General features: G+C 61.3%; 25 protein-coding genes and 1 tRNA gene. 9 read left to right on the top strand and 17 right to left on the bottom strand.

Features of this window, described 5'->3' with window-relative positions; translation table 11 throughout:
• Window positions 1-71 precede the first annotated feature (71 nt).
• The 7 genes from FVW59_RS04225 (at window position 72) to FVW59_RS04195 (ending at window position 6802) form a co-directional block, all read left to right on the top strand.
• A tRNA-Ser gene (locus FVW59_RS04225) sits at window positions 72-155 on the top strand.
• A gap of 168 nt (window positions 156-323) precedes the next feature.
• Window positions 324-1703: an ATP-dependent RNA helicase DbpA gene (dbpA, locus tag FVW59_RS04220; protein WP_148062949.1), complete on the top strand. Its 1380-nt coding sequence runs from the start codon at window positions 324-326 to the stop codon at window positions 1701-1703.
• Between the two features lie 148 nt (window positions 1704-1851).
• Window positions 1852-3096: an HlyD family secretion protein gene (locus tag FVW59_RS04215; protein WP_187275745.1), complete on the top strand. Its 1245-nt coding sequence runs from the start codon at window positions 1852-1854 to the stop codon at window positions 3094-3096.
• On the top strand, window positions 3096-5213 hold the full coding sequence (locus FVW59_RS04210; protein WP_148062947.1) for a peptidase domain-containing ABC transporter: 2118 nt from the start codon (window positions 3096-3098) through the stop codon (window positions 5211-5213). The genes FVW59_RS04215 and FVW59_RS04210 overlap by 1 nt, the downstream gene beginning before the upstream one ends.
• Before the next feature lie 2 nt (window positions 5214-5215).
• Window positions 5216-5662, top strand: a complete 447-nt coding sequence (locus FVW59_RS04205; protein WP_148062946.1) for a hypothetical protein — start codon at window positions 5216-5218, stop codon at window positions 5660-5662.
• A gap of 97 nt (window positions 5663-5759) precedes the next feature.
• Entirely contained in the window at window positions 5760-6017 is a 258-nt protein-coding gene (locus tag FVW59_RS04200; RefSeq protein ID WP_148062945.1) for a hypothetical protein, read from the top strand.
• 368 nt (window positions 6018-6385) lie between these two features.
• On the top strand, window positions 6386-6802 hold the full coding sequence (locus tag FVW59_RS04195) for a DUF6524 family protein (protein ID WP_148062944.1): 417 nt from the start codon (window positions 6386-6388) through the stop codon (window positions 6800-6802).
• 68 nt (window positions 6803-6870) lie between these two features.
• Here the strand turns inward: FVW59_RS04195 and FVW59_RS04190 are convergent, their stop codons facing one another.
• Complete coding sequence (locus FVW59_RS04190) at window positions 6871-7203, bottom strand: hypothetical protein (RefSeq protein WP_187275744.1); 333 nt, start codon at window positions 7201-7203, stop codon at window positions 6871-6873.
• A 193-nt stretch (window positions 7204-7396) separates the two neighbouring features.
• Between FVW59_RS04190 and FVW59_RS04185 the strand changes: the two genes are divergently transcribed.
• Together FVW59_RS04185 and FVW59_RS04180 are read left to right on the top strand one after the other, a co-directional pair.
• Window positions 7397-9634: a lipopolysaccharide kinase InaA family protein gene (locus FVW59_RS04185; RefSeq protein ID WP_148062942.1), complete on the top strand. Its 2238-nt coding sequence runs from the start codon at window positions 7397-7399 to the stop codon at window positions 9632-9634.
• 9 nt (window positions 9635-9643) lie between these two features.
• Window positions 9644-10246: a DUF502 domain-containing protein gene (locus tag FVW59_RS04180; protein WP_148062941.1), complete on the top strand. Its 603-nt coding sequence runs from the start codon at window positions 9644-9646 to the stop codon at window positions 10244-10246.
• 24 nt (window positions 10247-10270) lie between these two features.
• On the opposite strand, the gene FVW59_RS04175 is transcribed toward FVW59_RS04180, so the two are convergent.
• The 16 genes from FVW59_RS04175 to serC all read right to left on the bottom strand — a co-directional run bounded on the left by FVW59_RS04175 (window position 10271) and on the right by serC (window position 26533).
• Window positions 10271-11152: a LysR family transcriptional regulator gene (locus FVW59_RS04175; protein ID WP_148062940.1), complete on the bottom strand. Its 882-nt coding sequence runs from the start codon at window positions 11150-11152 to the stop codon at window positions 10271-10273.
• 72 nt (window positions 11153-11224) lie between these two features.
• The gene (locus FVW59_RS04170; RefSeq protein WP_148062939.1) at window positions 11225-12184 is read right to left on the bottom strand and encodes a DHH family phosphoesterase; all 960 of its coding nucleotides are present in this window, start codon (window positions 12182-12184) and stop codon (window positions 11225-11227) included.
• Window positions 12185-12226: 42 nt separating this feature from the next.
• On the bottom strand, window positions 12227-14215 hold the full coding sequence (locus FVW59_RS04165; RefSeq protein WP_246139620.1) for a polysaccharide biosynthesis protein: 1989 nt from the start codon (window positions 14213-14215) through the stop codon (window positions 12227-12229).
• A 130-nt stretch (window positions 14216-14345) separates the two neighbouring features.
• On the bottom strand, window positions 14346-15317 hold the full coding sequence (locus FVW59_RS04160; RefSeq protein WP_148062938.1) for an MraY family glycosyltransferase: 972 nt from the start codon (window positions 15315-15317) through the stop codon (window positions 14346-14348).
• Window positions 15318-15325: 8 nt separating this feature from the next.
• Window positions 15326-16273, bottom strand: a complete 948-nt coding sequence (locus tag FVW59_RS04155) for an NAD-dependent epimerase/dehydratase family protein (RefSeq protein ID WP_187275743.1) — start codon at window positions 16271-16273, stop codon at window positions 15326-15328.
• A gap of 80 nt (window positions 16274-16353) precedes the next feature.
• Window positions 16354-16722 carry a ComEA family DNA-binding protein gene (locus tag FVW59_RS04150; RefSeq protein ID WP_148062936.1) on the bottom strand — a complete coding sequence of 123 codons (369 nt, stop codon included), beginning with the start codon at window positions 16720-16722 and terminating at the stop codon, window positions 16354-16356.
• 103 nt (window positions 16723-16825) lie between these two features.
• Entirely contained in the window at window positions 16826-17515 is a 690-nt protein-coding gene (pyrF, locus tag FVW59_RS04145; protein ID WP_148062935.1) for an orotidine-5'-phosphate decarboxylase, read from the bottom strand.
• 23 nt (window positions 17516-17538) lie between these two features.
• Window positions 17539-18759: a lipopolysaccharide assembly protein LapB gene (lapB, locus tag FVW59_RS04140; RefSeq protein WP_246139619.1), complete on the bottom strand. Its 1221-nt coding sequence runs from the start codon at window positions 18757-18759 to the stop codon at window positions 17539-17541.
• Window positions 18749-19054 carry a lipopolysaccharide assembly protein LapA domain-containing protein gene (locus FVW59_RS04135; protein WP_148062934.1) on the bottom strand — a complete coding sequence of 102 codons (306 nt, stop codon included), beginning with the start codon at window positions 19052-19054 and terminating at the stop codon, window positions 18749-18751. Before FVW59_RS04135 ends, lapB begins: the two co-directional genes overlap by 11 nt.
• A gap of 64 nt (window positions 19055-19118) precedes the next feature.
• Window positions 19119-19415, bottom strand: a complete 297-nt coding sequence (gene ihfB / locus FVW59_RS04130) for an integration host factor subunit beta (protein WP_116368712.1) — start codon at window positions 19413-19415, stop codon at window positions 19119-19121.
• 144 nt (window positions 19416-19559) lie between these two features.
• Window positions 19560-21236 (bottom strand): 30S ribosomal protein S1, encoded by a 1677-nt coding sequence (gene rpsA, locus FVW59_RS04125; RefSeq protein ID WP_148062933.1) that lies wholly within the window; start codon window positions 21234-21236, stop codon window positions 19560-19562.
• A gap of 168 nt (window positions 21237-21404) precedes the next feature.
• A complete protein-coding gene (gene cmk, locus FVW59_RS04120; RefSeq protein WP_148062932.1) occupies window positions 21405-22085 on the bottom strand; it encodes a (d)CMP kinase in 681 nt (226 codons plus the stop codon).
• A complete protein-coding gene (gene aroA / locus FVW59_RS04115) occupies window positions 22085-23386 on the bottom strand; it encodes a 3-phosphoshikimate 1-carboxyvinyltransferase (RefSeq protein ID WP_148062931.1) in 1302 nt (433 codons plus the stop codon). The genes cmk and aroA overlap by 1 nt, the downstream gene beginning before the upstream one ends.
• A 35-nt stretch (window positions 23387-23421) precedes the next feature.
• Window positions 23422-24324, bottom strand: coding sequence for a prephenate dehydrogenase/arogenate dehydrogenase family protein (locus FVW59_RS04110; RefSeq protein ID WP_148062930.1), 903 nt, complete (start codon window positions 24322-24324; stop codon window positions 23422-23424).
• A gap of 18 nt (window positions 24325-24342) precedes the next feature.
• Window positions 24343-25461 carry a prephenate dehydratase gene (pheA, locus tag FVW59_RS04105; RefSeq protein WP_148062929.1) on the bottom strand — a complete coding sequence of 373 codons (1119 nt, stop codon included), beginning with the start codon at window positions 25459-25461 and terminating at the stop codon, window positions 24343-24345.
• Window positions 25454-26533 (bottom strand): 3-phosphoserine/phosphohydroxythreonine transaminase, encoded by a 1080-nt coding sequence (gene serC / locus FVW59_RS04100; protein WP_148062928.1) that lies wholly within the window; start codon window positions 26531-26533, stop codon window positions 25454-25456. Before serC ends, pheA begins: the two co-directional genes overlap by 8 nt.
• Window positions 26534-26557 lie beyond the last annotated feature (24 nt).

The raw sequence follows: 26557 nt of genomic DNA, 5'->3' as shown, positions 1-26557 counted from the left end.
ACTTACTGGCAGTCAATGTCATTTAATGTCCGCTCAAAGACCGAGTATTTACTGGCCTTGAAGAGAAACACCCTGCTGTGACAAGCCTCTCAATCAGGGATGCAAAATGACTGTTAATCAATGGGTCGCTGGTTCGAGCCCAGCAGGCGGAGCCAATTGAAGAAAAGCCCCGAAGATCAAAGATCTTCGGGGCTTTTTTCTGGCTGTCTCTTTCACCACTCCCGCCGCACGCTGACCGCGGCCGGTCACCGCCTTGCCGCCGCACCTTCAGCCTTCGGCTATCATGCCAGGTCTGACAATTTTCCTCCCAAGGACACCCGCCCGTGACCACTGCTTTCAGCTCTCTCGGTCTCAACGCCGACCTGCTGGCCAACCTGGCCACGCTGGACTACCACAATATGACCCCGATCCAGGCTGGCAGCCTGCCACTCATACTGGCCGGGCGCGATGTGATCGGCCAGGGCAAGACCGGCTCGGGAAAGACCGCCGCCTTTGGCCTGGGCCTGCTGCAGAAGCTCGACGTCAAACGCTTTGCCGCGCAGGCGCTGGTGCTGTGTCCGACCCGGGAACTGGCGGATCAGGTGGCGAAGGAAATTCGCCGCCTCGGGCGCGGCATCCACAATATCAAGGTGTTGACCCTGTGCGGCGGCATGCCCATGGGACCGCAGATCGGCTCACTCGAGCACGGTGCGCACATCATCGTCGGCACCCCGGGGCGCATTGAGGAACACCTGGTCAAAGGCACCCTGCAATTCGATGCGCTCACCACCCTGGTGCTGGACGAGGCGGACCGCATGCTCGACATGGGCTTCCAGCCCTCGCTGGACGCCATCCTCGAATACCTGCCGTCAGAGCGGCAGACGCTGCTGTTCAGCGCCACCTTCCCCTCCGGGATCGAGGCTATTGCGCAGCGGGTGATGCAGGCGCCGGAGCGGGTGCAGATGGAGTCCACCCACGACAGCAGCAGCATTGCGCAGGTGTTTTACCCCGTGCAGGACAGCGAACGTACCTCTGCCGTGCGCCTGTTACTGTTGCAACAGCGACCGGACTCGGCGGTGGTGTTCTGCAATACCAAGATCGAATGCGCCGAGGTGGCCAGAGATCTGGCCCGCCACGGCTTCAGTGCCCTGGCCCTGCACGGGGACCTGGAGCAGCGCGACCGGCACCGTATCCTGGTGCAATTCGCCAACAAGAGCATCTCGGTACTGGTCGCCACCGATGTCGCCGCACGCGGCCTGGATATCGACGCGCTCGACATGGTGATCAACTACCACATTCCGCGCGACCTTGAGGTCTACGTGCACCGCATCGGTCGCACCGGTCGCGCCGGCAGCAGCGGTTTCGCCGGCACGCTGTTCAGTGACAAGGAAAGCCACAAACTGGCGAAACTGGAAGCCCTGCTGGACCAGTCCATCGACCCTGTGCCCCTGCCGCCCCACACCCTGCTGAAAACTCCGGGCTACAAGCCGCCGATGGTGAGCCTGGAAATCGGCGCTGGCAAAAAGCAAAAGCTGCGGCCCGGCGATATCCTCGGTGCCCTGACCAGCGAGAACGGTCTGGACGGCAAACAGGTCGGCAAAATCACTCTCTACGACAACTGGTCCTGCGTTGCTGTGCGGCGCAGTGAGGTGGACACGGCGCTGGACAAGCTGGGGCGGGGCAAAGTGAAGGGGCGGAGTTTCCGGGTGCGGGTACTGGAATAAAGGCAGGAGAGACACCGTCTCACGCTTACCCGCTGGCCAAATCTGGCTGATTTGATATCTCTCTTTTCTCTCCCGTACCGCTACAGTTAGACATGCAGGCCCGGCACCCGGGCCACGGATGAACAGTGATCAGGGAAGATCGGGATTCATGCAGCTATTTCGCCCTGAGGCGCTGCAAGCGCAGCGCCAGGCAAAGTACGGTAGCGCGCTATTCGCGCCACATGCAGCGCACACGGTCATCGTTTGCGCACTGCTGGTGTGGGTCGTTACCGCGGCGGTGTTCCTCGCCAGCACCAGCTACGCGCGCAAGGCCACAGTGCGGGGCTGGCTCGAACCGCGCCAGGGCTCAATCAGGGTTTACGCCAACAGCGAAGGCAAAATAGCCCGGGTTCTCGTTCAGGAGGGCGAAGCGGTTCGTCGCGGCCAGCCTCTCCTCGTCGTCAACGGCGACACGAGCCTCAAAAATGGCGAGCACCTAGAGGAACTGCTGCTCACCGAATACCAGCACCAGAAATCCCTGCTCGAGCAGCGTTCGGCGAGGCAGCAAATCATTGCCAGGCAGCGCGCCGCCGAGTTGCGGCAGCGAATTCTGACAACCGAGCGGGGGCTCGCCCTGCTGCAGCAGGAGATAGCAACACAGGCGGAGCGCCAGGCACAACTGTCGGATCGCATCAGCCGTCACCGCTCGCTGATCGAGGCGGGCCACCTGGCGAAAGTCGAACTGGATTCGCTGCTGGATCAGCAGTTGCTGTACCGGGCGCAGGCCCAGTCATTGTCCCGTGAGCGGGAAGAACACCGCGCCCGGCTTGCGAGCGCCAGATCGCAGCTAGACCTGAACTGGCGCGAGCATGAGGAAAGCGTCGACACACTGGCCCTATCGCTCAGCGAAATGTCCCAGAAGATTGCAGAACTGCAGGGACACCGCGCCTACGTTATCAAGGCCGCAGCCGCCGGCCGCATCGCCAACCTGCAGGCGCGACCTGGCCACACGGCCCGGCACAACCTGCCGCTGATGACGATAGAGCCCGCCCACCCGGAGCTGGAAGCCAGGCTGTTCGTGCCGGTCGAGGCATCGGGTTTCGTCAGGGAAGGGCAAACAGTCAATCTGCGCTTCGACGCATTTCCCTACCAGAAGTTCGGCATTCACCGAGGCACTGTCCTTAGCGTATCGGACGCCGTATTGCTGCCGGGAGAGATCATGCGCCCCGGCACTCCGGTCAACGGCCCGGGCTACAACCTGGTTGCCCGCCTGGATTCGGATACTATCCAGGCCTACGGCAAGGCGATCGCCCTGCGCTCGGGCATGACACTGGCAGCCGATATCACGCTTGAGGACAGGAGCATTCTGGAGTGGCTGCTTGAACCAATGATCAGCCTGCGGGGCAGGCTGTGATGGCCGCCGCCGGCGCCTTCACACTGCGTGAGCTCACTCGCGACAGCCTCCAGCGTCTATCCCGCAAATTGCCGGTGATCCGCCAGAGCGAACAGGCCGAATGCGGTATCGCCTGCCTGGCCATGGTACTGGGTTACTACGGTCACCACTGTGAACTCAGGCACCTGCGCAACCGCTTCCGGGTGTCGGCACAGGGGACCACCCTGAAGGACCTGATGGCATGTGCCGACAACCTGAAACTCCAGTGTCGAGCACTGCGGCTGGATCCCAGTCACCTCATCAAACTGCAACGGCCCGGTATTCTGCACTGGGACATGAACCACTTTGTGGTACTGAAGAAAGTCGGCCGCCGGTATATCACCATTCACGACCCGGCAAGCGGCCAGCGCACACTGTCGCTGGAGCAGGCCGGCCAGCACTTTACCGGTGTTGCACTGGAACTGTGGCCGCGCACTGAATTCTCCGTGGCCGACGAGCGCAACCCGTTGCGCCTGTCGGCCTTTATTGGCCGCCGCGAAGGCTTGTGGTCCGCCCTTGCCCAGCTTACCGGGCTATCCCTGCTCCTGCAGTTGCTGGCTCTGCTGTCACCGCTGTATCTGCAAACGGTGGTAGACGATGTCGTGGTCAGCGCCGACACCAACCTGCTCGCGGTACTCGCCGCTGCCTTTTTCCTGCTGCTTCTGCTGGAAACGGGCGTGAGCATACTGCGCCAGTTGATGGCTCTGCGGCTTGCCAGCAGGCTGAGCCTGCGCATGGCAGCATCGCTGTTTCACCACCTGATTCGCCTGCCCTGCGGATTTTTCAGCCAGCGTCACGTCGGCGACATCGTGTCCCGCTTCAGTTCGCTGGATAGCGTCAGACTGATCCTCACCAACGGCATGGCCGCGGCGATCGTCGACGGCATTCTGACCATCACCACACTGATCGTCATGCTCTGGTACGACGCGACGCTAACCATAGTGGTGCTGGCCGCGGTGGCGGCCTACTGGTGCATTCGCCTGGCCCTGCTGATACGGGTGCGGTCACTCAGCGAGGAGAAGCTCAGAATCGATGCCCGCCGCGAAAGCAGCTTTATTGAAGCCGTGCGATCCGTCGTCTGGATAAAACTGTTTCACAAGGAAGAGGCGCGACAGGCGCAGTGGCAAAACCATCTGGTCGACAGTATCAATCGGGATATCGGCCTGGCGAAACTTGGAATCGGCGGCGACAGCGCCGGGCGCCTGATCCTCGGTGGCAGCGACATCCTGCTGATCTATGTTGCGGCCGGCCAGATCATCGACCTGCACATCAGCGTTGGCATGTTGCTGGCGTTCATCAGCTTCAAGCGTCATTTCGTGTCTGCCACCGAACGCCTGATAGACCAGATCGCCGAATTCAGGCTGCTCAATGTGCATCTAGACAGGTTGGCAGACATCACCCACGAAACGATGGAACCCTACCACCGCGCTCAACAGCCCGGCGGATACTCACCTGCACTCAGCGGCGATCTTGAAGTCAGGAATCTCGGGTTCCGCTACAACCAGAATCAGCCGCCGGTCTTCGAGAACCTGAGCTTTACCGTCTCCAGGGGCCAAACGCTGGTTGTTTCCGGGCAGAGCGGTCGCGGTAAATCGACTCTCCTGAAGTGTCTTGCGGGCCTCAACGAAGCGGATTGCGGGGAAATCAGGCTCGATGGAACACCGATACAACAGGTACCAGGCTACCGGAGCAGAATGGGTGTTGTGATGCAGAACGACCATCTTCTCACCGGTTCGATCGCAGAGAACATCAGTTCTTTCGATTCCAGCATCGACTACGAGCAGATCGTGACTGCCGCCAAAACCGCCGGGATTCACGGGGACATCATGCTGCTACCCATGCAGTACAACACACTGGTCGGTGACCTCGGCACGGGGCTCAGCGGCGGGCAGGTGCAGCGAATCTGTATCGCGAGGGCAATTTATCGGAAACCGGCTATTCTCCTTATGGATGAACCGACCAATCAACTCGATGAAATTACCGAGAAGAATGTACTGCAAAACCTGCTACGGTTGGAGATGACGAAGATCCTTGTGACACACTCGGCCACATCTTCAATTCTCGACTGTGCAGATACTGTCCGGATCAAGCTGGAGTGAGCATGAATAATGAGGGCAACGGCGGCACACCCCTGGTCTTTAGGCATGGATTGCTTTTCGGCATTCTCTTTTCCGCTGCCACCATACTTTGGGTACTGCATGTCCAGCTTGGCAAGGAAAGCCTGGCAAGCCTCTTTGCAGCGACGCTGATTTCAATTGTCGCGCTACACTTCCTTTGCATGTGCGCCTTTGACAGCGCGTATCAACGGGGAATCCTGAATCCTGTCGCCACATCAGCCCCGGGATCGAACAAGCCCTACGCTTTCATACTTCCCGCTGTACTGACGAGTTGCTTTCTCGTCAGCGCCCGCACGCACTACCTGGAAACCGGCACCCAGGATTTCGTCAACCTGACCGGCGCCGGCATCGGCCTTGTAATGCTCATCTTGTTTGACGCCAACATATACAGACGCGAGACAAAATCAGGGAGAGCCACTACACCAACATGAATCTTGTTTCGTTAGGCGCTGCTGAATATAAGAGATTCGTACAGAAGTACGGATACCATTCATTGAATGGTTAAATCATCAAAAAGGGAGTTTTGATATGGACATCACTATTTATGAAATGCGCAGCCTTTCTGCCGATGAGCTGGAACAGGTGAACGGCGGTGTGCTGCCGGCAGTTGGGTTTGCTCTGGCATTAGCCAGTCACATTGGAGTAGGGACCACAACAACAGGTCTTGTCGGTCATTTTGCAACGGGACTGGGGCTAGGCATCGCCACCTACACTATGATGGAACATTATGGTGGAGGTGGCGGTAGCACCCCCAGGAACAGTGGCTCCAAGTACAATAGTCACTGAACTCGGAAACAACCGCCTCACTACCCTCTCCAGGGCAGTGAGGCACTTCCTCCCAAAGCAAAGTGGAGAAAAAATTGGGATGAGAAAATACTACGCCTCTATGTGGTATGCATTCTGCGTAGCAGTCGCGTCGTTTTTTGCATATGTGAATGGAATAGATGCAGGTGCAATAATTAAGTCGGCTCTCATCGTTGCATTATTATTTTGCTTGATCCTATTTGTAAAAATAATGCTGAAGAAGCGGAAGGAGTAGAACCAACCCAATTGACCGCCATCGCAGAGGATGTAACTTTTCATCGGATGCGGCTTGTTCACCGCGTCAATTTGCATTAGCGTTCAGTGGTTTCCGCTTGAGACGGTAGTCACGCATGGCAAACTCCTTCACTCCCGGCAGCTTTCTTCTTCGCTGGCTCTTTGCAGCAGTGCTGGTATTCGGCACCTACAACCCTACAGACTACTCCTATGTGAGTTGGGTACTGGCAGACGGCACAAACTTTGGGCCGATAGTCGCCATTGTCGGTCTGGTATTACTGATCGGCTGGATCATCTATGTCCGGGCCACGTTTCTCTCCATGGGCTGGCTCGGCGTGATTCTGGGTGCGGCGCTGTTTGGCTGTGTCATCTGGCTGTTTGTCGACCTCGGGTGGATGACGCTGGACTCACCCGGCGCGCTGGCCTGGGTCGCGCTGGTGCTGGTCTCGCTCTTACTCGCGGTGGGCATGTCCTGGTCCCATATCCGCAAACGCCTCACCGGCCAGATCGATGTGGACGATGTTGAAGACTGATGCTCCACGAAAAATGCCGCCCCGGGGGGCGGCCGCTCAGACTGGACCTGGGTTGAACAAAAGCGCTGCTATTCGCTCAGCGTGACCCGCTGGCTATCACTGGCCGGCTCTGCCCTCAAGGCGATGCCATCAGCGGTTTGCAGGCTGACCCCGCCCTCATCGTCCACCCAGCAACTCAGGGTCTGACTCTCCCCTTCGGCGGGGAAAACCCGCAGTCGCAGGCGATCACCCTGGCGGCGGTGCTGGATCCCGTAGAGACGGGTACGTACATCCTGCCCCAGAACCTGCTCGACACTGCCAGTGCACGCAGCAAGGTTCTCGCTATCACCGCGGTCGGCGAAGACGTTTGCTGAACCGATGCCCAGCCCCACGACCACTACCATACTCATGACTTTTTTCATCGCTCTGCCTCCGTAGCAGGTTGTGGGAAACAGCATAGCCCTACCCAAAAATAACTGTGATATCCACATGTGAGCGAGAGCGTTGCGTTTATGGACACCCCCTTTCAAGTCCTTGCTCCGCCAACTTGAAATTTGAGCAGCGACGCGTGATACACTCCGCCCACCCAATATCCATAACCTGTACGAATCACTTTTGATCCCCTACCACACTGCCTTTCAGGATCTCGCCCTGTCCGCCGCACAATTGCTGCGATCCATTCTCGAAGTTCCTCGCTGGCTGAGCCTGTCCAGTGATCCACTGCCGGCGGCCCCCCTTAGCCGCGACGCGCTCGGTGTCAACGTAGCCCCGGGGCGTTCCGTCCAGGTCGACGACTACACGCTGGCGCGGCTGGACGAACTGGGCATAAGGCATGTGCGTATCGACCTGAGCTACTGTGGCATTGACGCCAATGCCGAAGGCTTGCTGGGGCGTATGCTCGACAACGGCTTTGCAGTGCTGTTGAACCTGTTCCCGCCACAGTGGGCGGCGCAGCGCATGGCCAGTGACCCCGATGTGCAATCCGCCTGGCGAGAGTTCGTTGACGACATTTTTGCTCGCTACCGGGGACGGGTTCAGTACTTCGAAATCGGCAATACACCCAACCGTGGACGCTGGTCCGGCTTTTCTTCACAGGGCTTCGTCAAGGCCTGGGAGATTGCCGCAGAAGCGGCTGGCCATTACGGGGTTACCCTGGCCGGCCCCAACGCCTCTGATTTCGAACCCCTTTACAATGCGACCTATCTCGGCATTTTCCAGCACCGCGGTGTCGCCCCAGCCATGCACACCGACAACCTGTTTGTGGAGCGTGTACTGGAGCCAGAAGCCTATGACCATCGCGCGCTGGGCCGTGCATTGCGGCGACTTGCCCGTCTCAACCTGATCAAGAAGGCCAGGGTGTTGCATTTCCTTGGAGCCCGGCGTGGTGCCAGTACCCTGGTTTGCAGTTACAACTGCTGGTCCAGCAAACGCCTGGCCCGTCGCTCAGCCTGGCCGGAAGTGAAGCAGGCGGACTATCTGGTTCGCTACCTCGCTCTCGCCCTCGCCAGCGGTGCCTTGAAACGCGTCTACTGGGGCCCGCTCATCTGTAGCCGCGATGGCCTGATTGACGACCGCTGCACCGACTATCCGGAAATTGACCAGGTCAGTTTTTACCAGCAGGTGCGTGGCGACCTCCCGGATTTCCGAATCTGCGACGCCTACCGGGCGCTGGCCCAGGTGGTTCGTCGGTTTGCAAGCGCAAGCCGGATTGAGACTCTGCACCACGATGCGGCGGGGCTCTCTATGTTCCGCCTTGCAGCCGAGGGGAGCGAGGAGCCTTATTATCTGTTGTGGTGTCGCGATACCCAGAGCGTACCGCTGACACACCTGCTGCCTGAAGAAGACCTGGCCACGGCACACTTTGAGAGCGCCTGTGGGGACACCTTGCCACCCCAGGTCGCGGTCACAGAACATCCGCTGTACATCCGGTTTTCCCGGTCAGTCGATCTGCAACCTGCACGCGCTGCCTCTTTCACGCCGGGTTACACACGACACTTTGCCAACACCGAATACCAAACCATTGACTGGCAAAGCGCCAGTTGGCGGGGAGGACTGACGCTGCGCCGGGACCAATTGCACGACGACCTGCAACTGGCCGACGCTTTGACCCCGGACCAGCTGAGTACCGCGCCGGAATTACGCGTCCTGCGCGATGTCCGCAACAGGCTGTGGTGTATCCACGACCCCGCCCAGCGCTGGCAGGAACTTACGGTCAAATTGAACCGTGTCAAAGGTCACAAACGCTTTACCTATCGATTCCGCCCGAGCAAAGGCCGTCGCCACTGGAATAATGCCTGTGCCATGCTGCGTCGCGGGATCGCTACCCCGACACCGGTAGCCTGGTTTGAGCACGGTGAAAAACCCGGCATACGCGATTCCTGGTACCTGTGTGAATACATTCCCGATGCCTTCTCCGCGCGGGATGTCTACGCGGCGCTGCGCGATGGCATCGAGCAATACCGGGGGCTGGACAAGGCCCAGTGGTTCGGGCTCATAGCGGGTTTTGTCTGCACCGTGCACAACAAGCAGGTCCTCCATCGCGACCTGTCTGCCGGTAACCTGATGCTCAAGTCGCAGGTCGACGGAACCATCAGCCCGATGCTGATAGATATTGGTCGCGCGCGCATCTGGGACGGTCCCGGCTCCAACCTCAAGCCCCGGCATCGTCTGCAGGACCTGATTCGCATCGCCTACAAACTCAACTGGGTGGACCGCGCGGCATTCATTGCACAGTACGAACAGGCCATGGGGCGATCACTGCCGTCCTACTGGCGAATTCCCTTTCACTACTACGACAAGAAGCAGGCGTTCAAGAAAGCCCTCAAAGGCCGCCGCAAGCGCAGGGCCCGTTAAGGAGACAGGATGAAACGTCTTTTCACACTGGCACTGCAGGGCCTTGCCACTGTACTGCCGGTCGCCCTCACCGTGTATTTCGTTTACTGGTTGCTGGCGAAGATGGAAACGGTTGTCAGCAAGGCGATACTGCTGGTCCTGCCACCAGAGCTGTATTTCCGCGGTCTGGGTATTCTTTCAGCCTTCATTATCCTGGTAGCCATCGGCCTGCTGGTACGCTTCTACGTCGTGCGCTATATCCTGCGCCTGGGTGAAGCCCTGCTCGGACGCATTCCGCTGATCAAATCGATCTTTGGTGCCATCCAGGATTTCACCCGTATGTTTTCCTCCAAACGCGAGCACGACGCACAGTCTGTGGTGCTGGTGGAGGTACAGGAAGGCAGGCACCTGATGGGCTTTGTCACGGGTAGCGCGGTTGCCGGGAAGCACTTTCCCGAGCAGCAATCAGGGCTGGTGGGTGTATACCTGCCCATGAGCTACCAGATTGGCGGTTACACCCTCTATGTCACGCCAGACCGGCTCCAGACACTGGATATTCCCGTCGAGGAAGCCATGCGCATCGCCCTCACCGGCGGCATCCAGAATGGCCGCCCGGACAAGCGCAGCACCTGAAAGGATGATGGCCGGGAGGCCCGTTTAGCGGGTATCCAGTTGATGGCGGATGCGCTCAAATTCCTGGGCGATGATTTCGCGCACCACCCGCAGGCGTGCACTCATGCGCAAATCCTTGTGAGTCAGTACCCACATATCGGAGTGGTGCACGATGGCCGCTCCGGGCACACGAACGATGTCCGGGTGATGGTAAGCCGCAAAGCAGGGCATGAAGCCCAGCCCCATCCTGGCGCGCAGTGCTTCCACCAGCAGGTTGATATTGGCAATGGAGTGGCGAACGCGCAGGTCTGGAAAGTCGGTATCCGCCAGCCACTGCTCTTTCTGTCCGGCAGGGTTCTTGCCAATCCAGCTAAGATGAGAGACATCCGCCGGATCGTCCTGCCGCAGCAGGTCACGGTGCACATAGGTGGAGGCTGTCACCGGTGACAGGTAGCGGCCAATCAGGTAATCCGGCGGTTTTACCCCGGCGGGCATCACCCGGATGGCGATATCCGCCTCGCTGCGACTGAGGTCCAGGGCATCGTAGCTCGGCATCAGCTGCAGTTCGATGGCGGGATATTCTTCGGCGAAGCGCGCCAGGCGCTTCATCATGAAGCCCATGCCGGACACATCCGGGGTTGTCAGTCGGATAACGCCTTCGAGATGCTGGTTGCCACCGGTGATCTGCCGCTCTGCGGCCAGCAGTAATTCTTCAACATGCTCCGCGGTGGGTAGCAAACGCTCCGCCGCCGCGGTCATGCGATAACCATCCGGGGTACGATCAAACAGACGGGTTTGCAGCTGGTGTTCCAGCTCATCGAGACGGCGGGTTACTGTTGAATTACTGACGCCGAGTTCCTGGGCGGCGCCACGAGCGGAGCCACGCCTGATCAGCGCCAGCAATACCTTGATGTCATCCCAATCCACAGCGCATTTCCCACTTGGCTGCAGGCATCTTCCGGCAAGGTGCCTGCGAGTTCAAGTGCAGCCCGGGCTGGCTCAGGCGTAGAAGGCCGCCAGCTGGTCGATAAACTGCTGCAACATGTCGGCGGGCAGATCATTGATGCCGGCAGCGGCTTTGCGCCCTCCCCCGGTGGGGAACTGCATGCACAACTCGTCGGCGCCGGTCTTGTTGTTCAGGGGCGCCCGTACACTGACCAGGAAGCAACCATTGGCTTTTGCTGTCAGTACCGCGTGAGCACGCGCAGGGTCGGCATTGGCAAGATCATTGCTGTACACCCCGCTGACCCGGCGCGCCCAGGGCTCATCGGGCAACATGAACACGGCGGCGCTGGCATCGCGATATTCCGGCGTCAGTGCCGCGGCAGCGGCCATATCCTGTTGATAGCCGGTTTCCAGTTTCTGGAAATGCTCGCGGCTGTCGCTCATGAAATCAAAGGGGTCCGCGTACTGGCTGATCAGCCGATACAGATGCTCCGGTGTGAAGTGGAGGTCGTCCAGCTGCGAACCGTAGCCGTTGTAGTTGATATAGATGCCAAGGTTCTCCAGCCGCCCGAGCGCGGCCTCGTCCAGTGCCAGCGGACGGGCAATACGGCGTGCGCTGTCGCGCAGGTTGTCACCAAAAGTGCCAACCACAGCCCAGCCGGGAAAAGCGCCGCCCAGGTGATTGTTGACCAGCAGGCTGGTGCACACATCAGGCGCTGTGTTGATCACCGCCTCAAGGCGCGGGTGTTCGGGTATATCCCCGGCGAAATGGTGGTCGCAATAGAACACGCTGGCCCCACTCTGCAGAGCTCTCTGCAGACCGGCCTGGTTCTTGTCCATGGATACATCGAGTACGGTGACCAGCGATTCGGGGCCGGCCTCGACCCTGTCGAGCAATTTGATGTCTCGTTTTACCCCGGTTACGAGTGTCGCTTCCCGAGGTTCAGCGTTGCGGAGTTGAGTCAGTGCACAGAGGCCGTCGGCGTCGCCGTTGAATACGTCAAAGTGGGTCATTATTGAAGTCTTGCCGGTTGCAGTCGAAATGCGCCGCTGGCGCTATGAAGATTTTTCGGGGAACAGTTCCTGAACGTTGGAGGTGGTGCTGGAGGCCGCCGGCTTGGCGAGCACTCGTGTCGCGCGCCGCCCGACTTTTCCCTGCTTTCGCCACAGGTGATCGTAACGCACCTCGTGACCGCCAAAGCCGCTGACGGCGGCATTCAGCACGGTAGTGATGCCGCCGCAATCCATGGCATCGCAGTAATGCATCAGGTCGGTGAGATAGCGATGCATCTGCGCGTAGCTGAGGCACTCCTCCTCCGCCCGCATGATCATGGGGTGCCCGGTACCACTGACATTACTGCCCAGCAACAGTTCTTCACGCAGCTTCTCACCCGGGCGCAGACCGATGAACTCGATATCGATGTGGCCGACATGCTGGCTGTCGTGCTGCATCTCATAGCCGCTGAGGCGAATCATGCGCCGCGCCAGGTCGACGATGCGCACCGGCTCACCCATGTCCAGCACAAAGACGTCACCACCGGTGCCCATGGCGCCGGCCTGTAACACCAGCTGCGCCGCCTCGGGGATGCTCATGAAATAGCGGGACACTTCCGGGTGGGTCACCGTCACCGGGCCACCGGCCTCGATCTGCTCGCGAAACAAAGGCACCACCGAGCCCGAGGAACCCAGCACGTTGCCGAAGCGAACCATGCAGAAGCGCGTGCCGGTGTGGCGCTGTGACAGCCCCTGCAGAATCAGCTCTGCAAAGCGCTTGGAAGCACCCATGATATTGGTGGGGCGTACCGCCTTGTCTGTGGAAACCAGGACGAAGGTCTCCACCCCGGCCTTGCGCGCCGCTTCCGCCGCATACCAGGTGCCGAACACGTTGTTGGCAACACCTTCGGCCACGTTGTATTCCACCATCGGCACATGCTTGTAGGCGGCGGCGTGATAGACGGTATTCACATCGAAAGTGCGGTAGATGGTTTCCAGTCGACGCTGATCCTGGACTGAGCCAAGCAGCACGACCATCTCCACCTGCACATTGCGCTCCCGCATCATCTCGTTGAGCTCGCGCTCAATCTGATACAGAGCGTACTCCGAGTTATCCAGCAGCAGCAGTTCGCGGGGGTTGGACATCAGGATCTGGCGGCACAGCTCGGAGCCGATGGACCCCCCTGCACCCGTTACCATCACGACCTTGTCGGTAATGCAGCGGTCGATCAACTCCGGATGTGGCGGTACCGGTTCGCGGCCCAGCAGGTCGTCCAGATCGACATCCTGGATCTGGTTGACGCTGGCGCGACCAGCCACCAGCTCGTTGATACGGGGCACGGTCCGCACATGCACCGGCAAGCCCACCAGCGAATCGATGATTTCGCGACGCCGCTCCGGTGACGCAGAGGGAATGGCCAACAGCACCTGGGTGATATTGTGCTCGGCTATCAGCTGCGGCAAATCCTCTGCGCGGGCTACTTGCAAACCGTTGATCACCGCGTGCTGCATGTGATGACTGTCATCGACAAAAGCCACCACGCGATACTGGTCACCGTGATGCAGCGCGGTGAGCAGCTGGCGACCGGACTCACCGGCGCCGTAGATAATCACGTTCTTGGACAGGGAGCGCAGCTTTGCCTGATAGTAGGCCCGCACACTGAGGCGCGAACCACCGATCATCAGCAGGGCCAGACACCAGTAAATAAAGGGCATGGAACGCGGCACTTCGGCGCGGGTAAAGAACACCGCGGCACCCAGCACCAGCGTGGAATAGCTGACGGCGGTAATCACCGCCCAGATGGCCTGCTGGCCCATGAAACGGATCACAGCCCGGTAGAGCCCGAGGCGCAAGAAAATGAGTGCGCTGGCGAAGATGGTGAAGACTGCACACAGCAGCTCCACCGGACCGAGATTGAATTCGACATGCCCCATTCTGAATGCCACCGCCGCCCAGATGGCGACAGAGACAAAGACCATGTCGAGTAAAAGCAGGAAGGCCTGTTTGATATTGCGGGGAAGTTCGATCAGCTTTTCCAGCCCATCGCGCACGCTTCCGAGAGCTCCGGAAATCACCTGCAGCGCATAACTGGCAAGCCGATAGCGCAAATTTCCTCCCACTCCCTTTGGTCTAACAGAAGCTCACTATGGATGTGATTGTTGTGAGCCTGGAGCGGGGATATTACGTCAAATCCGCTGTTTTCGCCATGCAAATCAAGAGAGGAGTATATGCCAAAGTTACAAGGAATAAACTGTGGTGCTGATTCGTCTGGGCAAGCCAGGCAAGCGGAAACAACCATAAAGTCAGTACTGCAACCAGCGCCATGTCCACCGCCAGATGGCCACCCCAATGGCGGCTGAGGCGCTGATAGAGGTGCTCCCGGTGAGCCTGCAGCACATTGCTTCCTCGCAACAGTCGCCGCATCAGCGTCCAACTGGAATCTGTCAGAAATACAGCCAGTAGAATCAGCCACACTGCCGGCGCCAGTGCGCCACTGACGCCCCCCCACAGCAACAAGCCACCGAGCAAAAGGCCCGTGGGAATACTTCCCGCATCTCCCATAAATAGCCGCGCCGGCGGCAGATTCCAGAACAGAAAGCCAAGGTGAACCGCGGCCAGCAGCAGGCAGAACAAAGCGTACTGGGCACTATTGCCATAAATCCACGCCAGCAGCGCCGCGGCACCGGCGGAAAAAAAACACTGCAAGGCGGCGAAGCCGTCGATGCCGTCCATGAAATTGTAGAGGTTGAGCCCCCACAACAGGGCCAGCACTGCAGGCAGCACCAGCCACCAGCACCCAATCTCCCGAGGCATCACCAGCATCAGTACCAGTGCGAGACAGCAAAGCCCGTAGAGCGCAAACCGCAGCGGTACAGAAAGGCCACGGACATCATCGAGCACCCCGAGCAGCATCAGGAACAGGGCGAGCATCACCATCCATGGCACCGGCGCCGGCCACTGGACTCCCCAGGCTGCCGCCAGCGCAGTCACCGCGGCCAGCCCCAGCACAATGCCCACACCACCACCGTGAGGGGTCGGCAAGTCGTGGGAACTGCGGTGATTGGGGTGATCCAGCCACTGCTTTCTGCGCGCAATGCCGAGGTAGAGCCCGCATAATCCGGCCGAGGCAATCACCGCCAGCAACGCCAGCACAAGCACCGTCACTGGCCGGCCACCATCTGCTCTGCCAGATCGGCAAAACCCAGCCGGGCTTGCCAGCCGGTGTCCCTCTGGACAGCTTCCGCGCGGTAGGTTTCAGCGCCAAACAACTTGCCGGCAGTGCTGCCGGCAACCTCTCCGCGCAAGCGGTCGATGCAGCGGCAGGCCAGGCGCCACAACGGGAGCGGCAGGCACTGAAACCCGGGCCTCAACCCGCGGGCAAAACGCAAAGCATCGTACATTTCGCGGGCCGAACAGGGTTGCCCATCGGCGACAATCCAGGTGTGGGTGCCTGCCCTCGTGCTGTCCAGCAATTGCACTGTCAGTGTCACCAGGTCAGGCAAGCTCACCATGGAGCGTCGCCCACCGCCTGGCGGGCGCAGGGCCCGGAACCTCGACAGCCGCGCCAGCAGGCGCAGATTGCCCTTGGGCGCCTCCCCGAAAACCAGGCAGGGCCTCAGAACCACCAGTTCCATCGAACCGTTTGCACACAACTGCGCCAGCGCCAGTTCCGCCTCCCGCTTGGAGCGGCCGTAAGCATCCACCGGCAGGGTCAGCATGCCCTCAGTACGGGGCTCCGGGCCCGGGGACGGCCCCATCGCTTTGACACTGCTGAAATAGATGAACCGGCGCACGCCGGCGGCCTGCGCCGCCCTGGCCAGTGCCAGTGTGGCGTCGACATTGACCTGGCTATATACCTCTGGCGCGGCATGTTGGTGGGCGACACCGGCGAGGTGCACCACGCTGGAAATACCGGCGAGCAGATCCGGGTCCGGCGTCAGCGGGTCCATGGCCACGACGGGCTGTCCATCAGCCAGAGTCGCTGCCCTGCGGCTGGTGGCGACGAAGTGTCGCCCCTCGGCGGCCAAGCGGGCACACAGGGCCCGGCCAATATAGCCGCTGGCGCCGGTCACCAGGCATTGCCCGCCCTGCTGTTCGCTTGTTAGCACTCGCCCCCCGGATGGCTCTGGACCAGGCCCCGGAAGCAAAACGGGGGCCGAAGCCCCCACATGATACGGATGCGCCCGGCCTATTCCAGTGTTATTACCGCGCGATTGCGGTCCAGGGTCGCGGGACCGATTCCCTTCACTTCAGCCAGTTCTTCGACCGACTTGAAGGGGCCGTACATTTCCCGGTAGCGCACAATTTCCTCGGCGCGGGATAGCCCCACCCCCTTGAGTTGCGCTGCCAGTGTGGCGGCATCCGCGCTGTTGATGTTGACCGCCGACACCGCGGCGGCGGCCACCGTTGTCTCCTGGGCTCTGCCCTCGACGGGCAGCAGGAGGCCGGTCACTGCAGACAGCGCCAGCAGGCCGGCAAAGGACGTGGTTTTCAGGTGTTGGACAAGACGGCGGACGAAGGAGTCCGGCGTCGCTCGACTGATCTGTAAGTGCGTCATGGCATAATCTCCGTTTACTCGGCTGCATCCGTGCAGGCATCCGTATCACAGTGGAGACTAGCAGTACCGCTTCAGTGGCGCGCGCCGGCGGGCGCATTTGATGTTACGCGATATCCGAGCAAATCTGCTGCAGCACCGCCAGTGGATCCCCGGCCCCGGTAATAGAGCGCCCGATCACCAGATAGTCCGCGCCATTGGCCAGGGCATCGGCCGGCGTCACAACCCGTCGCTGGTCGCCGGCGGCATCGCCTGCGAGGCGAATACCGGGGGTCACCAGGCAAAAATCCTTACCGCAACTGGCCCGCAGCCCCGGGGCTTCCAGCGCCGAACACACCACGCCGTCCAGCCCGCTGTCGCGGGTCAGGGCCGCCAGCTTCTGCACCCGCGCCTCTGCACCCTCGCTGTAACCCAGTTCCCGCAAATCTTCATCCGTCATGCTGGTCAACACGGTGACGGCAATCAAAAGCGGTCGCCGGGATCGCCCGGCAAGCGCCTCGGCGGCCGCTTCCATCATCCGGCGACCGCCACCGGCGTGGACATTGACCATCCACACGCCGAGATCGGCGGCGGCCCGCACCGCTCCCGCCACTGTATTGGGGATATCGTGAAATTTCAGATCCAGGAATATTTCGAATCCCAGCTCCTGCAGGCGCTCCACCAGCTGCGGCCCGCCCCGGGTAAACAGCTCCTTGCCCACCTTGAGGCGGCACAGCTCCGGCGACAGGCGCCGGGCCAGTGCCAGCGCGTCAATAGTGTCGGCGTAGTCGAGCGCCACTAGAACGGGACTGGTCATGGAGTTTCCTCTTGTATCGGTAGTCAGTCGACGCGCGCGCCGCGAATCGCCTTGATGGTGCCCCAGTGCTTGCAGCCCGGACAGTACCAGTGCAGCTGGCGGCCAGCGAAGCCGCAGTGGCCGCAGCGGTAGGCGGGACGCTCGGCAATCAGGCGCTCCACCAGCACCTGCAACAGGCCGAGGTTGTCGCGCACTTTGCCGCCGGCATCGTCCATCTGCAGGCTGATCAGGCGTGCCAGGCCCCGCAGGGAAGGCCGCTGCGCCAGTTGCCGGGACAGGAACTCCGCCGCCGCATCGACCCCCTCGGCGCTGCGCAGGTCTTCCGCCACAGCCAGCACCAGCGGTGCCGTGGGGTTGGCTGCCAGACAATCCTTCAGGTAATTGCGTAGCGCCCTGGTATCCCCGAGCTCCTGATAACACTTGCGCAAGGTCGCGATGGTCTCGGGTATGAATTCCGGGTCCTGTTGCCGCACCCGCCGCAGGGCCTTGACTGCCTGTTTGAAATTGCCGGCGGCGTACTCGACGTCGCCCTGCATGATGGAAGCGCGCACACATTGCTTGTCCTGCACCAGGGCCTGTTGCAGATACTTGCCCGCCTCAGAGAGCCTGCCTTCTTTCTGGCTTTCATCGGCCAGCTCACAGTAATAGTGCGCCAGCGCCACACTGACCGGTTGCCCGCCGGCACCATCGGGTTCGCGCGGCGCATTGCCCCCCAGCAGGGATTTGCGCGGCAGCAGCTGGGTCGCAATATCGATGGCCTGGGGCCATTCCCGCTCGCTCTGGTAGATCTCCAGCAAGTGGCGCTGGCTGGCGCGGCGCTGCTCGGGGGACTCCTTGAGCAGATCCAGCAGCAGCCGTTCGGCGCGGTCCAGCAGACCGGCGCTGATGTAGTCGCGGGCCAGCTCGAGGTGGGCCTGGTGCACCTGGGGCCGCGGCAGGCTGGGGCGCGCCAGCAGGTTCTGGTGAATGCGGATGGCGCGGTCCACCTCTCCCCGTTTGCGCAGCAGGTTACCCAGCGCTATGTGGGTTTCCAGGGTCTCGCTGTTGACTTCAAGCGCGTTGATAAAAGCGTCCACCGCACCATCGGGCCGCCCGTCCAGCAGATAGTTGAGTCCGCGATAGTACTGGCTTGGCAGGTCGATGCGGGAACTGCTGCCGGCACTGTGCACACTGCGTCGACCGAGCAGCCAGCCGATGCCGATGGCGGCGACCAGGATGGCCAGCAGCAGCAGGTCAATCGCCACTACTGAGCCCCGCGGTACGCAAGCGATCCAGTTCGGTATTGGCGCGCTGCAGCTGGCGATTGGCGTTGGCCCTGCCCGTCCGCAGCTTCAGAATCACCAGACTGGAAGCCAGCATCCCCGCCACGCCCCCCAGGGCGAAGGCCGCCAGCACCCACAGGGCCAGGCTGTGGGGCGCAAAGGTGTAAACCAGCAAATCCAGCGCCACTGCCTCCTTGTTCTGCAGGGCGAATAACACGCCCACGGCCAGCATGGCCAGGACCAGCAGGAGGGTGAGAACTTTACGCAGCAGCTTCATGGTCAAATCCGGTACAAAAAAGGCGGCATGATCAGCTCATACCGCCTGTGGCGACAGTGGCAATTCAGAGTCCGGCCTGCAGGCCGAGATTGACACGCTCTCTGAGTTCCTTGCCGGGCTTGAAGTGAGGCACATACTTGCCGGTGAGCTCGACCGTATCACCGGTTTTGGGATTGCGCCCGCGGCGCGGCTCGCGATAGTGCAGGGAAAAACTGCCGAAGCCGCGAATCTCGATGCGCTCCCCAACCGCCAGGGCCTGGGACATGTGCTCCAGTATCGTCTTCACCGCCAGCTCCACGTCTTTGGAGGACAGCTGGGACTGCCGTGCGGATATGGTTTCTATCAGTTCGCTCTTGGTCATTCTGCCTCCGACAGAGAGGGCCTCTTATCACGCCAGCGCGCGTTCCCGCTTATTTTAGCGTCCGCGACCAATAGCGCAAGTTGTTATTTTTTAACGAAAAAAAGGGCCCCGAAGGGCCCTTTTCAAACAGCGAGACGATTAATCTCAGGACTGTTCGTTCATCTGCGCCTTGATCAGGTCGCCGATGGTACCGGGAGAGGCCGCTTCGTCCTGGTCTTTCAGGGACTTCACAGCTTCCTTCTCATCGTCGTAGTCCTTGGCTTTGATGGACAGGCCAAGAACACGGTTCTTGCGATCAACGGAGATGATCTTCGCTTCCACGCTGTCGCCAACCTTGAAGGAGGCACGGGCGTCTTCGACGCGATCGCGGCTGATATCGGAAGCTTTCAGTACGCCTTCGATGTCTTCGGCCAGTTTCACGATCACAGCCTTGGCTTCCACTTCGATCACTTCGCCGGTCACGATGGTGCCGCGGTCGTTCTCGGAGACATAATCAGTGAAGGAGTCGCCCTCCAGCTGCTTGATGCCCAGGGAGATGCGCTCGCGCTCCGGATCGATGGACAGGATAACCGTCTCGATCTCGTCGCCTTTCTTGTAGTTGCGAACCGCTTCCTCGCCAGCTTCGTTCCAGCTGATGTCGGACAGGTGTACCAGGCCGTCGATGTTGCCTTCCAGGCCGATGAAGATACCGAAGTCGGTGATCGACTTGATGCTGCCGGAAATCTTGTCGCCCTTGCTGTACTGGGCAGCGAAGGCGTCCCAGGGGTTTTGCTGGCACTGCTTGATGCCCAGGGAGATACGGCGACGCTCTTCGTCGATATCCAGAACCATCACCTCTACCTCGTCGCCCAGCTGGACGATCTTGGAGGGGTGTACATTCTTGTTGGTCCAGTCCATTTCGGATACGTGCACCAGGCCTTCCACGCCCTCTTCCAGCTCGGCAAAGCAGCCGTAGTCGGTGAGGTTGGTAACACGCGCCTTGACGCGGCTGCCTTCGGGGTAGCGACCGGTGATTTCGACCCACGGGTCTTCACCCAGTTGCTTGAGCCCCAGGGAAACACGGTTGCGCTCGCGGTCGAACTTGAGCACCTTGACGTCGATTTCCTGGCCTACTTCCACGATTTCGGAAGGATGCTTGATACGCTTCCAGGCCATGTCGGTAATGTGCAGGAGACCGTCTACGCCACCCAGGTCGACGAACGCGCCGTAATCGGTCAGGTTCTTCACGATACCCTTGATGGTCATGCCCTCTTGCAGGGCTTCCAGCAGCGCTTCGCGCTCTTCGGAGTTCGCCGCTTCCATGACCGCGCGACGGGAAACCACAACGTTGTTGCGCTTCTGGTCCAGCTTGATGACCTTGAATTCCAGGTCTTTGCCTTCCAGGTGGGTGGTTTCGCGGACGGGGCGCACATCCACCAGGGAACCTGGCAGGAAGGCGCGGATGGAGTTGATGTCGACAGTAAAGCCGCCCTTGACCTTGCCGTTGATGACGCCGGTGACGACTTCGTCGGCTTCGTGCGCAGCTTCCAGGTCTTTCCAGGCCTCGGCGCGCTTGGCTTTTTCACGGGACAGCTTGGTTTCACCGAAACCGTCTTCTACGGTTTCCAGTGCCACCTGTACTTCATCGCCAATGCTCAGGCTGCATTCGCCCGCCGCATCGATGAACTGGGCACGGGGAATCACACCTTCGGACTTCAGGCCCGCGTGGACAGTGACCCACTCGTTGTCGATGTCTATCACTACGCCGGTAACAATGCTGCCCGGCTCCATCTCGACAGTTTTCAGACTCTCTTCGAAAAGTTCAGCGAAAGATTCGCTCATTACACATTACCTGTAAAAAGTGATTCGGCGTTGTTACGCCTGCACCGCACCGCCAGCCGGTCCGGGTCAATAAAAAATACTGCGCGCGGGCCTCTTCTGGACCGGCCTCACGCTCAGTTTCTTACCACTCAAAAAGGGATTTTTGCAGCATTTAGCGCAAAAAGCCGCCTACTTCAGGCCTTTTGCCGCCACTTCCCTCATGACCGCCGCAAACACATCAGCCACCGGAGTGGCCGTACTGTCGATGACGACGGCATCCTTCGCGGGGAGCAGGGGAGCGACTTTGCGCTGGCTGTCACGCGCGTCTCGCTCCTCGATGTCCTCAAGAAGGCGCGGGAGACTAACACTTTCTCCCTTGGCTAGCAACTGATCAAAGCGCCGCCTGGCGCGCTCTTCGGCGGAGGCTGTCAGGAAAATTTTCAGGGGGGCATCGGGGAAAACCACCGTGCCCATGTCGCGGCCGTCTGCCACCAGACCGGGCGGCTGCAGGAATTCACGCTGTCGTGCCAGCAGGGCCTGGCGTACCGCGGGAATGGCCGCCACGGTGGAGGCGCCCCGGCCGCCCTCTTCGGTGCGAATGGCCCGGCTCACGTCCCTCCCTTTATAGGCCACCAGGATTTCTCCGGTGTCGGCGGTTGTGAAGCTGACATCGAGGTGGCGGGCGATGCGGGTCACGGCCTCGTGATCCTCCCAGCTCACCCCCTCGATCACACAGGCCTGGCCAGTGACACGGTACAGGGCACCGCTGTCGAGGAAGTGCCAGCCCAGCTTCTCCGCCAGCAGGTGGCTGATAGTACCCTTGCCCGCACCGCTGGGGCCGTCGACGGTGATGACCGGCGTGCTGGACATTAGTCCGCCAGCGCCGAGACTTGCAGCCCGAGACCGCGGGCCAGGGCGTCGAAACCGGGAAAGGAGGTCGCCACGTGATCACAGTCCAGCACGCGGATTTCCTGCTCTGCGCGCAGGGCGGCGATGGAGAAGGCCATGGCAATTCGGTGGTCGTGGTAGGTGTGGATCACCCCGCCGCCCAGCGGCCCGCCGTCGATGATGATGCCGTCGTCCAGCACTTCGTTGCCAACGCCCAGCGTGGTCAGGCCTTCGGCCATGGCGGCAATGCGATCGCTCTCCTTGACCCGCAATTCCTCTGCGCCACGGAGAATAGTGCGCCCCTCGGCACAGGCCGCAGCGATAAACAGGGCGGGGAACTCGTCGATGGCCAGGGGAACCTGATCCTCCGGGATTTCAATGCCTTTCAGGGGCGCATAGCGCACCCGGATATCCGCCACCGGCTCGCCGCCCACTTCGCGTTCGTGCTTGAGCTGGATATCGGCGCCCATCAGGGTGAGGATATTGATGACGCCGATGCGGGTGGGATTGATACCGACGTGGGTCAGCAGCAGGTCGGAGCCGGGGGCGATGCTGGCAGCCACAAGGAAGAATGCAGCGGAGGATATATCCGCCGGCACGTCGATTTCCGCGCCCTGCAGTTGACCACCGCCGGCCAGACTGATGACGCCATTGCTGTTTTTCACCTCGTAGCCGAAACCCCGCAGCATGCGCTCGGTGTGATCGCGGGTGGGGGCAGGCTCGGTTACTGAAGTGCGGCCCTCGGCATAGAGTCCCGCCAGCAGTACACAGGATTTCACCTGGGCAGAGGCCATCGGCAGATCGTAGTGAATCCCCTTCAAGGCACTGCCACCGGCGATCTTCAACGGCGGCTTGCCGTCCGCGCCAGTGATCTGGGCACCCATGCGGGCGAGCGGCTCCATGACCCGTCCCATCGGCCGCTTCTGCAGCGATGCGTCACCCGTCAGTTCCACGTCGAAGTCCTGGCCGGCCAGCAAGCCTGACAGCAGGCGAATGGTAGTGCCGGAGTTGCCCACATCCAGGGCGCGGGCCGGGGCCTTCAGCCCGTGCAGGCCGACGCCGTGAATTTCCACTTCGCCGTCCTCCGGCCCCTCGATACGCACCCCCATGGCGCGAAAGGCCGCAACGGTAGCCAGCGCGTCCTCGCCCTCCAGGAAGCCGCTGACCCGGGTAGTCCCCTCCGCCAGCGCCCCCAGCATGATGGAGCGGTGCGAGATTGACTTGTCTCCCGGCACGCGCGCTTCGCCGCTGATCGTGCCGCCGGGCATGAGTTTGAATTCCATAGTCTCTTGTTCTCCAGGCTTTTCGGTCCGGGGCGTCAGTCCTTGCGGCTGCGCGCTTCCAGCATCAGGGCGAATTCGTCCCGCGCCGCCTTGGCGCGGCTAAAGGTTTGCAGCATGGCGTCGGCGTCCTCGCGCTCTACGGCTGCACGCAGGCTGGCGAGTTGGGCGCTGAACTGGTCAATGGTCGCCAGCACGGCATCGCGATTGGCAATAGCGATGTCCCGCCACATCACCGGATCCGATGAGGCAATGCGGGTAAAGTCGCGGAAGCCGCCCGCGGCAAAGCGGAAAATATCGGTGCTCATCGGGCTCTGGGCAAGGGCGTCCACCAGCGCGTAGGCCAGCATGTGCGGCAGGTGACTGGTGGCGGCAAGTACGGCGTCGTGGTCATCCACGGCCATATCCACAACCTCTGCGCCGGTCACTTCCCACAGGTCGCGGACCAGCTGGACCGCCTGCGGGTCATTTTCCGCTGCCGGTGTGAGAATCACGCGGTGATTGACGAAAAGATCCTCTCGCGAGGCCTCTACGCCGCTCTTCTCGGAACCGGCGATGGGGTGGCCCAGCACCAGGTTGGGCGGCATGGCGCCGCAGCAGGCAATAGCCGCACGCTGCAGGTTGCCTTTGACGCTAGCGACATCGGTAATCACTGGCGCGCGGCCCAGTTCAGCGAGGCGCGGCAGAATGCGTTCCAGCATTTGCGCCGCCACCAGTGTGGGCGTGGCGACCACGATCAGATCCGCCTCCGCCAGGGCGGCGTCGAGATCGAGGGTGTAACTGTCGATCACCCCCAGTTCCACGCCGCGTTGCAGCGAGGCCTCGCGGTGGCCGTAGCCGACGATACGGCGACAAAAGCCCCGCGCCTTCAGGGCGCGAGCCAGGGAGCCGCCAATCAGGCCGAGGCCCAGAATGAGCATGGTGTCGATACGCGCTGCCATAGGTCTTGCTCGAGCGGCCTACAGTACCGCCCGCGGATAGGAGCCAAGGGGTTTTAGCAGAATGGACTGCTCTTCGAGCTCGCTGACAATGGCACGAATGTTGTCGTCCTGCAAATGACCCTCGAATTCGATGAAAAACACATAGGCCCACTTCTCGGTGCGCGAAGGGCGGGTATCGATGCGGGTCAGGCTGACACCGGCCTTGCGGAAGGGGTCCAGCAGGGCGTAAAGGGCACCGGGTTTATTGCGGCTGGAAACGATGATGGAAGTCTTGTCGCGGCCGCTGGAGGGCACTTCGTCGCGCCCCACCACCAGGAAGCGGGTGGTGTTGTCGGCGTAGTCCTCGATATGCTCGGCGAGCTTTTCCAGGCCGTAGAGTTCCGCCGCCATATCCCCTGCCACAGCGGCGACTCCGGGTGTCGCCGCCGCCAGACGCGCGGCTTCACCGTTGCTGCTGACCGCTTCGCGCTCGGTATTGGGCCAGTGCAGGTCCAGCCAGTTGCGACACTGGGCCAGGGCCTGCTGGTGGGCACAGATTTTGGTCACGGCCATCTGCTCGGTACCCGGCGCCACCAGCAGGTGGTGGACAATGGGCATCTCTACCTCGCCGGATATCTTCAGGCGCGAATCCATGAAGTTGTCCAGGGTGTGGCTGACCATGCCCTCGGTGGAGTTCTCCACCGGCACCACCCCGTAGTTGCACTCGCCGGATTCCACCCGCGCGAACACGGCGTCGATGGTGTTCTGGGACACCGGGATGGCGGCGTGGCCAAAATGCTTGATGGTCGCGGCGTGGGTAAAGGTGCCCTCGGGGCCGAGGTAGGCCACCTGCAGGGGCTTTTCCAGCGCCAGGCAGGCGGACATGATCTCGCGGAAGATATGCGCCACGGTCTCGCCGGCCAGCGGGCCCTCATTGCGGTCCATGATGCGCTTGAGCACCTGGGCTTCCCGTTCGGGGCGGTAATACACGACCTCCCCCGGCGTTTCACCGCGCTCGCTGGCCGCCTGCATCTGCTCCAGCTTGATGTCCGCCACACGCTGGGCACAGCCCGCGCGGCGGCTGATCAGGGCCTGGATTTCACGGTCGATGGCATCGATATCGGCGCGAACTTCCTCGAGGGTGCGTTGATCAGCCATGGCGACGTTCGAAGTCCTGCATGTAGGCGATCAGGGCATCGACGGCGTCTTCGCCCACGGCATTGTAGATACTCGCGCGCATGCCGCCCACGGAGCGGTGGCCCTTGAGATTGAGCAGGCCGGCCTCGTCGGCCCCGGCAAGGAAGGCCTTGTCCAGGCTGTCATCCGCCAGGGTGAAGGGCACGTTCATCAGGGAGCGGCTCGCCACTTCCACCGGGTTGGCGTAGAAGTCGCTGCCATCGATTGCGGCGTACAGTTTTTCCGCCTTGCGACGGTTCAGGGCTTCCATCGCTGTCAGGCCGCCCTGCTGTTTCAGCCAGTCAAACACCAGGCCCGCCAGGTAGAGGGCATAGGTGGGCGGGGTGTTGTACATGGAGTCGTTCTCCGCCGCCACCTGCCAGTCGAGCATGGCGGGACAGATGGCGGAGGCGCGGCCGAGCAGGTCCCTGCGCACAATCGCCAGGGTGAGCCCGGCAGGGCCGATGTTCTTCTGGGCCCCGGCATAGATCACGCCGAACCTGGACACATCGATGGGCCGCGACAGAATGGTGGAGGACATGTCCGCCACCAGGGGCACATCGACGTCCGGCGTCCAGAAGTACTCAACACCGCCAATGGTTTCGTTTGGCGTGTAGTGCAGGTAGGCGGCGGCGCTGTCCAACTGCCAGGTATCGAAGGCCGGGATGGTGCTGAAGTTGGTGTCTTCGGAGGAGGCGACCACGTTTACCTGGCCGTAGCGCTTGCCCTCGGCGATGGCTTTTTTGGACCACTGCCCGGTGTTGACGTAGTCGGCGCTCTTTTTGTCGCCGAGCAGGTTGAGGGGCACGGCGGAAAACTGGGTGCTGGCGCCGCCCTGCAGGAACAGGACGGCGTAGTCGCCGGAGATGCCCAGCAGTTCGCGCAGGTCGGCCTCGGCGCGCTCGGCGATACCGACGATTTCGGGGCTGCGGTGGCTCATTTCCATGATGGAAAGGCCACTGCCCTGCCACTCGAGCATTTCGTCGCGGGCGGTTTGCAGGACGGCTTCCGGGAGGGCGGCGGGGCCGGCGCAGAAGTTGTATTTGCGGGTCATTTGTTTGGATTTCCCTAAAACACC

The sequence above is a fragment of the Parahaliea aestuarii genome, from assembly GCF_008064635.1.
GTDB lineage: Bacteria > Pseudomonadota > Gammaproteobacteria > Pseudomonadales > Halieaceae > Parahaliea > Parahaliea aestuarii.
Note: the sequence above shows the minus strand (reverse complement) of the source record. Positions and strands in the feature narration are given on the sequence as shown.

Excerpts from the sequence above, each read along its gene's own strand:
- FVW59_RS04215 (WP_187275745.1), top strand. The coding sequence starts at position 1,852 with ATGCAGCTATTTCGCCCTGAGGCGCTGCAAGCGCAGCGCCAGGCAAAG.
- FVW59_RS04210 (WP_148062947.1), top strand. The coding sequence starts at position 3,096 with ATGGCCGCCGCCGGCGCCTTCACACTGCGTGAGCTCACTCGCGACAGC.
- FVW59_RS04205 (WP_148062946.1), top strand. The coding sequence starts at position 5,216 with ATGAATAATGAGGGCAACGGCGGCACACCCCTGGTCTTTAGGCATGGA.
- FVW59_RS04200 (WP_148062945.1), top strand. The coding sequence starts at position 5,760 with ATGGACATCACTATTTATGAAATGCGCAGCCTTTCTGCCGATGAGCTG.
- FVW59_RS04195 (WP_148062944.1), top strand. The coding sequence starts at position 6,386 with ATGGCAAACTCCTTCACTCCCGGCAGCTTTCTTCTTCGCTGGCTCTTT.
- FVW59_RS04190 (WP_187275744.1), bottom strand. The coding sequence starts at position 7,203 with ATGAAAAAAGTCATGAGTATGGTAGTGGTCGTGGGGCTGGGCATCGGT.
- FVW59_RS04180 (WP_148062941.1), top strand. The coding sequence starts at position 9,644 with ATGAAACGTCTTTTCACACTGGCACTGCAGGGCCTTGCCACTGTACTG.
- FVW59_RS04170 (WP_148062939.1), bottom strand. The coding sequence starts at position 12,184 with ATGACCCACTTTGACGTATTCAACGGCGACGCCGACGGCCTCTGTGCA.
- FVW59_RS04150 (WP_148062936.1), bottom strand. The coding sequence starts at position 16,722 with ATGACGCACTTACAGATCAGTCGAGCGACGCCGGACTCCTTCGTCCGC.
- pyrF (WP_148062935.1), bottom strand. The coding sequence starts at position 17,515 with ATGACCAGTCCCGTTCTAGTGGCGCTCGACTACGCCGACACTATTGAC.
- FVW59_RS04135 (WP_148062934.1), bottom strand. The coding sequence starts at position 19,054 with ATGAAGCTGCTGCGTAAAGTTCTCACCCTCCTGCTGGTCCTGGCCATG.
- ihfB (WP_116368712.1), bottom strand. The coding sequence starts at position 19,415 with ATGACCAAGAGCGAACTGATAGAAACCATATCCGCACGGCAGTCCCAG.
- rpsA (WP_148062933.1), bottom strand. The coding sequence starts at position 21,236 with ATGAGCGAATCTTTCGCTGAACTTTTCGAAGAGAGTCTGAAAACTGTC.
- cmk (WP_148062932.1), bottom strand. The coding sequence starts at position 22,085 with ATGTCCAGCACGCCGGTCATCACCGTCGACGGCCCCAGCGGTGCGGGC.
- aroA (WP_148062931.1), bottom strand. The coding sequence starts at position 23,386 with ATGGAATTCAAACTCATGCCCGGCGGCACGATCAGCGGCGAAGCGCGC.
- FVW59_RS04110 (WP_148062930.1), bottom strand. The coding sequence starts at position 24,324 with ATGGCAGCGCGTATCGACACCATGCTCATTCTGGGCCTCGGCCTGATT.
- pheA (WP_148062929.1), bottom strand. The coding sequence starts at position 25,461 with ATGGCTGATCAACGCACCCTCGAGGAAGTTCGCGCCGATATCGATGCC.
- serC (WP_148062928.1), bottom strand. The coding sequence starts at position 26,533 with ATGACCCGCAAATACAACTTCTGCGCCGGCCCCGCCGCCCTCCCGGAA.